Origin of the sequence: Candidatus Brocadia sapporoensis, from assembly GCF_001753675.2 — a bacterium.
In the GTDB taxonomy this organism is placed as follows: Bacteria; Planctomycetota; Brocadiia; order Brocadiales; family Brocadiaceae; genus Brocadia; species Brocadia sapporoensis.
The window spans coordinates 1-9,036 of the sequence record NZ_MJUW02000118.1; the positions used below are offsets into that span (position 1 = coordinate 1).

At 41.5% G+C, this 9,036-nt stretch carries 9 protein-coding genes; 7 read left to right on the forward strand and 2 right to left on the reverse strand.

The features are described from left to right. Positions 1-141: 141 nt before the first annotated feature. Positions 142-447 (reverse strand): hypothetical protein, encoded by a 306-nt coding sequence (locus tag BIY37_RS12110; RefSeq protein ID WP_070068106.1) that lies wholly within the window; start codon positions 445-447, stop codon positions 142-144. Between the two features lie 71 nt (positions 448-518). Continuing rightward, positions 519-1,028, reverse strand: coding sequence for a hypothetical protein (locus BIY37_RS12115; protein WP_070068107.1), 510 nt, complete (start codon positions 1,026-1,028; stop codon positions 519-521). A gap of 799 nt (positions 1,029-1,827) precedes the next feature. On the opposite strand from BIY37_RS12115, the gene BIY37_RS12120 reads away from it, so the two are divergent. From BIY37_RS12120 to BIY37_RS12150, 7 genes are all read left to right on the forward strand, one after another. Beyond that, complete coding sequence (locus BIY37_RS12120) at positions 1,828-2,853, forward strand: pyridoxal-phosphate dependent enzyme (RefSeq protein ID WP_179129397.1); 1,026 nt, start codon at positions 1,828-1,830, stop codon at positions 2,851-2,853. A 261-nt stretch (positions 2,854-3,114) separates the two neighbouring features. Continuing rightward, the gene (locus BIY37_RS12125) at positions 3,115-3,423 is read left to right on the forward strand and encodes an MTH1187 family thiamine-binding protein (RefSeq protein ID WP_070068108.1); all 309 of its coding nucleotides are present in this window, start codon (positions 3,115-3,117) and stop codon (positions 3,421-3,423) included. Between the two features lie 133 nt (positions 3,424-3,556). Beyond that, entirely contained in the window at positions 3,557-4,081 is a 525-nt protein-coding gene (locus BIY37_RS12130; protein WP_070068114.1) for a DJ-1/PfpI family protein, read from the forward strand. Between the two features lie 95 nt (positions 4,082-4,176). Next, entirely contained in the window at positions 4,177-4,692 is a 516-nt protein-coding gene (locus BIY37_RS12135) for an NTPase (RefSeq protein ID WP_070068109.1), read from the forward strand. A gap of 344 nt (positions 4,693-5,036) precedes the next feature. Next, positions 5,037-6,017 carry an ABC transporter substrate-binding protein gene (locus tag BIY37_RS12140; protein ID WP_070068110.1) on the forward strand — a complete coding sequence of 327 codons (981 nt, stop codon included), beginning with the start codon at positions 5,037-5,039 and terminating at the stop codon, positions 6,015-6,017. Between the two features lie 51 nt (positions 6,018-6,068). Next, positions 6,069-7,616 (forward strand): sensor histidine kinase, encoded by a 1,548-nt coding sequence (locus BIY37_RS12145; protein WP_179129398.1) that lies wholly within the window; start codon positions 6,069-6,071, stop codon positions 7,614-7,616. Between the two features lie 61 nt (positions 7,617-7,677). After that, a complete protein-coding gene (locus BIY37_RS12150; protein ID WP_143299271.1) occupies positions 7,678-8,820 on the forward strand; it encodes an adenylate/guanylate cyclase domain-containing response regulator in 1,143 nt (380 codons plus the stop codon). The last annotated feature ends 216 nt before the right edge of the window (positions 8,821-9,036 follow it).

The window sequence follows — 9,036 nt, forward strand, 5'->3', positions numbered from 1 at the left end:
GGTTGCCAACCACCCCCATCGCTCCACAACCTATTAATGCCGACGCTAATGTTAACTTCCAAAATTTACCCATCGCATCCTCCTTTTTCACTTCCTCACAGTGGTATAAAATAACCAACTCTCATGCATTCAACAGAACTTCTATGAAACAAAATGTTTAATAAGCATATTCACGACCTCCTTTCTCCGGCAAATTTTTATACAGCTATGCATATTTTCCCGTGTTTTCGCATAAAACCTGGCAATACTCCTCCGTGGTATCTCTTCTTTGCTTTTCCCACACAAAAAATATTTGTATCGAAAATAGTATGCCCTGCCAAACAGATGCAGTATGTTCCCGATACTCAGTACGATAATGACATAAAAAGCCATTGGGAAAAGATATATTGCAAACGGCATCAGAAAGAGAACCGGCGATCTTTTTAACAGATAAAGTGTAGTTGACATTTTTGTCCTCACCTTCTCCAGTCACAAAGACACAATAACCTAAGATATTAGTGTCTTTGTGACATGGTTGTTTAAGGCCTTCCATTCTGAGTAATGGACAAAACCCATTTTTCCGACAACAAGGTAGTGTCTTTACTACCTGCGACATCCCGAGAACTCAGATATTTTCCTACAAGGCAAGTATCCAGGTATATCTTGCCATCGCTGAATTTGCTGTATCTGGATTTAATCAGGTCTTCCACGCTGACATCAGCCACATTTATTTTCTGGTCGTTGCTGAATTTTACGGCATGGAATACCCTTTCTATTGGCAGTGAAATATCTCCCTGAAAAAATTCTGTGAGTTCACAGAAAAATACTGGTTCATCTCTTCTCTTTACATAAAGTATCCTCTTATCGAGATCGATTGAAGTTATTTCGCCCTCAATTAAAGCATTTTTAGGATCAACCCCCAATCTCCCCTGTTCCCGTTCGCTGCAAAAACGCCGGTTGATATGTCTGCGACAAGGAGCAATGCCATTATCTTTGAAATATGAACCTTCATTGTAAACCCTCTTTGAAAAACGTTTATTGTGTAACAATACATCCTGTCACGGTCTTCTGACAATCTTGCAAACCTTCATTCATATTATCAGCCTCCCTTCACAATAACCCTAGAAGATAGAACGGCATTACATCAACTTCTTCTCGTTTTGCATTTTTTAAAAAACAAACTATATGCCAATACCTTCATTCGAAGCTCAACAACAGTGATATCAATTGGTTGTGACTTATAAAACATCGATAAATATACTTACGGAATTTTAAATAATTACGAAAATAAGTATTTATGCTTACGATATTTCGTAACAATGATGGTTGGCAATTTTATGTTTAGAAATTGCGATGTTTTAACGTAAGCATCCGAATACCACTGTCCTATTTCTACAAGGGTATGTTTCCATGAGGACTTTTTGTCACCCGCTGGCGAGGAATGAAGGGGAAGGCTTTTCCCTCTTGATTATATGTGAAAACCGCATTGGCGATACTCCGATAGTGCGTGCGAAGAACTCCGCCTGAGGTAATATCCATTTCTTCTTGGATTTCTGCCAGGAATTCTCCCGAAAGAATCGCAGGTAAACCATTCTTGACTAAGCTTGTACCTCCTTATCGACCTTTGTGATCATGAGTCAGCGTAGCCAGTTTGCTTGAAGGTGGAGTTCGTAAATCGACAAGGTTATTTCATCACATATTGCGCAGAACGGCAAATGATCCCCTATCTTTTACGACTTCCCGGATTATGCCCGTTGTCCATTTCTCAGTAAAATTTCCACATATTCAGTCATGGTATTCTTTGATATAATTGTGTACGATAAATTCCTCTTTCTTAACAACGAATGCATGACCGTGATTCAAGAGAATGAACTTTATAGAAAGGTAGCAGACGCCTGCCAGATGGGTACGGCTGAAGCATTTCATCTGCATAGCCGCATACATCGATTGCGATGGTTTGGCCGCTCTGACATATGGGTCAAACGGGACGATGAGCTGAGTTTTGGAGTGTCGGGGACCAAGTTGCGCAAACATGCTTCTGTGATACCTTTTTTAAAACAACAAGGGATCGGGGAAGTGGTGGTGATTGGCGGGGCGCATTCAAATAATGTGCTTTCCGCAGCTCAGACGCTTACAGAAAATAATATCAGAATAACCCCCTTTCTTCTCGGCCCGCCACATCGAAAACAGGGGAATGCAAAATTACTCTCGTTGTTTGTTGACGACAATGAGATCCACTGGATTTCACGCTCCCGGTGGGCAGATTGCGCAGCCCTGGCAAACAACTACGCAGAGAAAAGAAGGTCTGAAGGAATAAAGATTTTCGTTCTTCCTGAAGGGGCGCATCATCCATTAGCCGTACCAGGCGCTCTCAGCCTGCTCGTTGATATCCTTCGCAATGAAAGGGAAGCTGGTGTCCGATTCGATCATATTTTTATCGATGCCGGCACCGGGATGGTTGCACAGTCTTTGCTGGCCGGAGCCGCTGCCCTTGAGAGAAAAACAGTATTTCATATCGTGGTACTTGCAGGTTTGTTTGAGGATTTCAAATCGGGATTATCGCAGGTTATTCAATACACCGGGGAGGTCATGCAGATTTTTCCTGTTTCATTACCGGACTACCATCTGTACTATCCTGTAACCGCCAGGTCCTTTGGAAGTACCAATAGGACTATTCTTAGGGAAATACAGCGTATTGCCAGAGAGGATGGAATACTTGCCGATCCCGTGTACTCCGCCAAGCTGTTTCTTACGGCGCGGCAAACGATTACCGACAAGCGATTGGAAGGGAATATACTCATGATTCACAGCGGAGGCGGATTGGCCTTAAGTGGTTTTTTAGATCATCCCGTGTTCCATTCTACAGTTGAATAACGCCAGCAGAGAGGAGTAGGGTACCGCTAAAATCTCTATTTTCAAAAAGGGGACCAGATTGCAGCTTCCGCCGTGCTGTCGGATAAATGCGATATCCCCCGGGTTGTCTTATGCTTGAAAATCGAGCGATTAATAGCTAAAATACTTAATGAGACTATATCATAACAAAAAATTTTACCGAAGAAACAGAAAATTTCCTTCGGACAAAAGCAGACAGTATCATGTTATCTTAGAAAATAAAACCTTTGAAGGAGGTGTCGAATGATTGCAGAGATTAGTGTGATTCCTATCGGAAAGGGAATTGATCTCGCCGGCCACGTTGCCAGCATTGTCAAAATCATTGACGAAAGTGGTTTGGAGTACAAGCTCCATGCCATGGGTACGCTCGTCGAAGGGGAGAGTGACCGGGTTTTTGATCTGATCAAGAAATGTCATAACAAGATGCTGGAGTTATCGGAAAGGGTGTATACTACGGTAAAGATAGATGAGCGGAAGGACAAAAAAACAAAGATGCTCGAACATAAAGTATTGGTGGTAGAGAAGGAACTCGGAAAGAGTTTAAAGAAATAAAAATGCCCAAAACTACCGGGCGAGGATTGTGAGGGATACCGCTGTGAGACATAAGGTTTTTTTACCAGGCTTGATATGTGTGCTGTTTCTTTTATCAAACATTTTTATTAGCCATTTACTGGGGGATAATGTTATGCAATCTGCAAAAGGAAAAAAGGCCGTAATGATTATTGCCAGTAATAATTTTAGAGACGAGGAGTTATTAAAACCTAAGGAAGTTTTGGAAAAAAACGGTGTATCTGTTACTGTTTCTTCTTCCTCATTAAAAGAATCTACAGGTATGCTGGGGGCAAAAGTAAAACCCGATATCTTGTTGACCGGCATTCGTGTGGCAGATTATGATGCCATTATATTTGTTGGAGGTTCCGGTGCTAACGAATATTGGGACGATCCAACTGCCCATAAGATCGCAAATGATGCAAATAACGCAAAAAAGATTGTAGGGGCTATTTGCATTGCGCCGGTAACGCTTGCAAAGTCTGGCTTACTAAAGAATAAAAAGGCCACCACCTATTCTTCAACAGTACAAGACATAAAATCTGGTGGTGCGAACTATACTGGCGCCGATGTAGAAAGAGATGGGAACATTATTACTGCCAGTGGTCCTGCTGCAGCACAAAAATTTGGAGAGACTATTGTCAAAGCGCTCAGTCAATAGATGTATCGCTTAAAAGCACTAAGCATGAACTCAAAAAATGAAACAGCGAAGCAGCCTTTGATGAATTATCACAAGTTTATAAAGCAAAGCCGGACATGAAGAAGCATATTTTATTATCAGGGAAGCCGGGTATAGGAAAGACATCGCTAATTAAAAGGATAATACCTCTGCTAGGAATGGATGCCGGGGGATTCTTTACCGAGGAAATCCGTGTTATGGACAGACGTATGGGTTTTAGGATTGTCACGATGAAGGGTTCGGACGGTATTCTTGCTCATATTGAGTGTAATAGCAATTATAAAGTTGGCAAATATCGGGTCGATCTCGATTCTTTTGAAAAGATTGCCATACCAGCATTGGAAGATGCTATAAGGAACAAATCCATTGTAGTGATCGATGAAATTGGAACCATGGAACTCTTTTCAATAAAATTCAGGGAATTGGTAAAGAAAATCCTCAACAGCGATAAAACCCTTCTTTGTACAATCAAAGAAAGCGATGATGCCTTTACTGAAGAGATAAAAAGGCGCAATGACGTAACGCTTGTAATGGTAAATTATGACAATAGAGAGACCTTGCCGGAAACGGTATTAAAGATGTTACAGAAATAAAAATATGTTAAAGCACATCCTTCTCAATAAATACCGTAGTGTATTCCGTTAATCATTAGTGACATTTTGGTAAAAAATACAAATAAAATTCACTCTGTCAGGGCTGATTTACGAATTTCGTGTATCGATTTTGTTTTTTGACTCGTTCGGATAGATCATCATACTGCTCTTGCAACACCCGGCAACTCGGTAAAATTACGGTGTAGTGCAGTTTCAGGGAAGATCCTGTGAATGAAACCGAGCAGTTCATCCATAAGGACGAAACTCTCCAATAACAGGTAAATAGACGGCCGCTGCATACGACCGTAACAACCTGCAGCTTAAAAAGGAGACCATATAATTCTATGGCACAAAAATACCGAAAACCATACAGGTATCGATTCTCTACCACAGTATGCTGGTTTACCCTTGTTTTCCTTCTCCTGACATCATCCGTTATCCCATCCGGAATTGCCGCAGAAAATACCGTCCTCATCATCCAAAGCCAGCAAATTACGGCTTATAACGAAATGATAAAGGGTTTCGAAGACGGATGTAAGGGGAAAAATATTTCCATTCAGGCGATTTATGATCTCGAAGGAGACATAGAAGTTGGTAAAAGAATCATCGAAAACATCAAGGACAACAAACCCACGCCCAAGGTTATCTTAGCGGTAGGGGTACTTGCTGCAACTCTTGTTAAGGAACAGTTCCCTCAAGTTCCCATCATATTTTGCATGGTCATCAATTACGAGCGCTTCAATTTACAGGGAACCAATATTACAGGCATTTCCTCAGAGGCATCGCTGAAAGATCAATTTACCATACTGAAAGAGCTTATGGGACCGCATAAAAATATAGGGGTAATTTATGATCCTGTAAAAACCGGAAAAACTATCTCAGAAGCAGCCAATCTGGAAAAAATATTTCAATTCAATCTTATTAAGACAGAGGTTTCATCTGAAAAAGAGGTCGAATCCGCCTTAAAAAATATCGTTAACAAAATCGATGCCTTATGGATGATACCCGACAGTACGGTAATTACAAAAAATACCATCCGTCTTATCTCGAATATAAGCGTAGAACGCCGTCTGCCAGTATTCTGCACTTCCGAAGCCATCGTAAAAGCAGGAGCGCTGCTTTCCATTCTGCCAAATTATACCTACACAGGATTTCAGGCATCCCAACTGGCCCAAACACTCTTAAACAGCCCAACGACGACCTCATTGGGCATCAGGATGCCGGATAAATTAAAATTAACCTTAAATACCCGAACGGCAAAGTTGATCGGAATAAATCTATCATCCATTCAAACTTATCCAGATATTGTTCTCTACCCGGAATAATTTTAATTTCAGAATTCCATGTTTAGCATTCGCACGAAACTTATCCTTTTTATGAGTATGCTGATAATCATTGTCGGCACACTTAGTTGTCTGTTCTTTTTAATCCATTCAAAATGGCAACAGGAAGAAGTTCTCCAAAGATTCGGCACGTCCCTTGTCACGTTACTTGCCCAGGACAACGAAGTCAAATATGCCATACGCTCCTCACAACCTGCTTTCCTGTATATGCCCATAAAAAGGGTGCGGGAGCTTGACAGGGAAGATGAAATAAGTTACTTGCGTATATCAAATAACCATGCAGTCATGGTGGAAGAAAAATCGCCGCAGATCAACACGATTACGGAAGAAATCCCCACTATCGGGAAAAACCAACAATGTCCGGAAACGTCGCTCGGCAATTCCATTACAACCACTTCGGGAGAGGTATTTTGTGATTTTTCAGTGCCTGTCCTTGAAATACAGACCTTCTCAGAAGAGGAATTTGCCGCACAAATGTTAGGCGAAGGGAATGTGATCAGAAAAAAGGCGCAACCGATTTTAGGCTTCGTGCAAATCGGTTTATCCCATCACAAATTAGAAGAAAGGATTCATAAGATCATATGGCAAAGCATTATCCCCTTAGGGATATTTATTGTCATTGGAGGGATATTTACTACCTTCTTTCTTACCAGATACCTCGTTTCTCCGTTACGACGCATGGCGAGTATCACCCTTGATATTGCCAGAGGGGATTTCAACCGTACGGTAGAAATTCATTCCAACGATGAGATTGGGCAACTATCCACGAACTTTAACCAGATGGCCCAATCGCTCAGAGGACTATGCGATGAAAAAGAAAAGATTATGGCGCAGTTACGGGAAAATGTACAACGCCTGTCTCTTGCAAATACAGAACTGGAAGAGGCGCAAGAGCGTCTGGTGCGCACTGAAAAATTAGCTGCCATTGGAAAACTGGCATCAGGCATTGGGCATGAATTACGAAATCCCCTGGGTGTCATGAGAAACGCACTTTTTATCCTAAAAAAGAGGATAAAGGATACCGATGCGTTAACGGATAACCAAAATTTAACTCAACTGACGTATATTCTCGAGAAAGAAACAGAGAGAAGTGTGAAAATTGTTAATGACCTCCTTGCCTTTTCAAGAACGACAAAACCTACCGTATCTCTCACGAACATTCGCTCTCTTCTCGAATCTTCTCTCTCAAGACTCGAAATACCGGAAAAAATTAAAAAGGTTATGCAGTTTGAAGATCCCCTGCCCTTGCTATACGTAGACGCAACTCAAATCGAACAGGTATTTATCAACCTTGTCCAAAATGCATGCGATGCCATGCCCACGGGTGGACAATTAACGATTCACGCAGAAAAAGAAAATGACTTTTTAAATGTTACTTTCACAGACACCGGATGCGGGATACCGGACACCATAAAAGATAAAATTTTTGAACCCCTGTTCACCACAAAACCCAACGGGCTCGGATTGGGCCTGGCTGTCAGTTCTAGTATTATTCAGAGACATGGGGGATGCATTGATCTAAAGAGCAAAGACGGAGAGGGCTCCACTTTTACCGTTAAATTACCTGTTGCAATTACCTGACACGACGACACTGGCTGTGACAGAGAATATTTTCCTGGATTGTTACCAGAGGACAATAAAAATGTCGAATGAAATATCTGATAAAACCTGCATTATGATAGTCGATGACGATCTTTCCATGTTACAAACCATTGCTGTGATGCTGGAGGAAGAAGGATACGATGTCCTGACTTGCGGAGCGGGAAAAGAGGCCATTGATAAATTTCACGATGCCGTTTTTGCAGTGGTGCTGGATATCAACATGCCGGATATATCGGGACTTGAGGTCTTTGAAATTATCAAGTCGAAAAATCAATACGTTCCTATCGTCTTTCATACCGGGTATGATGAAAGAGAAAAAAGAATCGACATCCGCAGACATTTTCGGCCCCATGCCTATGTGGTAAAGGGCAGCGACCCGGAACAACTCCTCGACACGGTCGCCGGCGCAGTAGAATCGTATAAAAACATCAGAGAAAATATCAAGCTGAACGAGACCCTCAGGGAACGAAACACATTGATTGAAGAGTTCAACCGGTCTCTGGAGGACAAGGTAAAAAGACACGTAGAAGAAATCCAGAGGACATTACGTTTGAAAAGGTATGTCTCACCGCAAATTGCTGAAAGCATTATCTCGAGCGGCAGTGATAAATATCTGATGAATGCCAGAAAAATATTGACGATATGCTTTTCTGATCTAAAAGGTTTTACGGAGGCGTCTGAGCATATGGAGCCTGAGGATACCGTGAACTTATTAAACGAATATTTCGCAGAAATGACGAAAATCATTTTTAAGTATGGAGGCACCCTTGACAAATTCATCGGAGACGGAATTCTTGTCTTTTTTGGCGACCCCATCATGGTTGACAATCACGCTGAGAGGGCTGTCAGGATGGCTATTGACATGCGTGAAAAGGTTTGTGAATTGCGTAAACACTGGCTTTTACACGGATGCGACGTTGATATCTATTTTGGGATAAACACCGGATTTGCTACTGTTGGAAATATTGGCTCAGAAATCCAGATGAATTATACGGTTATAGGCCATCAGGTTAACATTGCACACAGATTGCAGGTGGAAGCAAAGCCAGGTCAAATCCTGATTACCGCACGCACCTTGTCGGAAATAAAAGACATAGTAGAAACAGAGGAAATTAAAAATGTTAAACTAAAGGGGATAAATAAGCCGGCTACCGTCTATAATATTTTGAGGTGTAAAGCATAACAAACGATATCCGCGTATATTCTTAGTGTAACATCACATGCATGTATAACGGCACACTCGTGTGCCATGTCACACTTTTTCGGATATTCAATTGAACAAATCCATAGCCTCTTATATTGTAACTATTCAGCGTACATTCGCTCACAAACCCTATGAGTGAACAAAATATTGATTCTGTAATCCCGAAGGGATGTCATGATTATAGCATATCGTTAT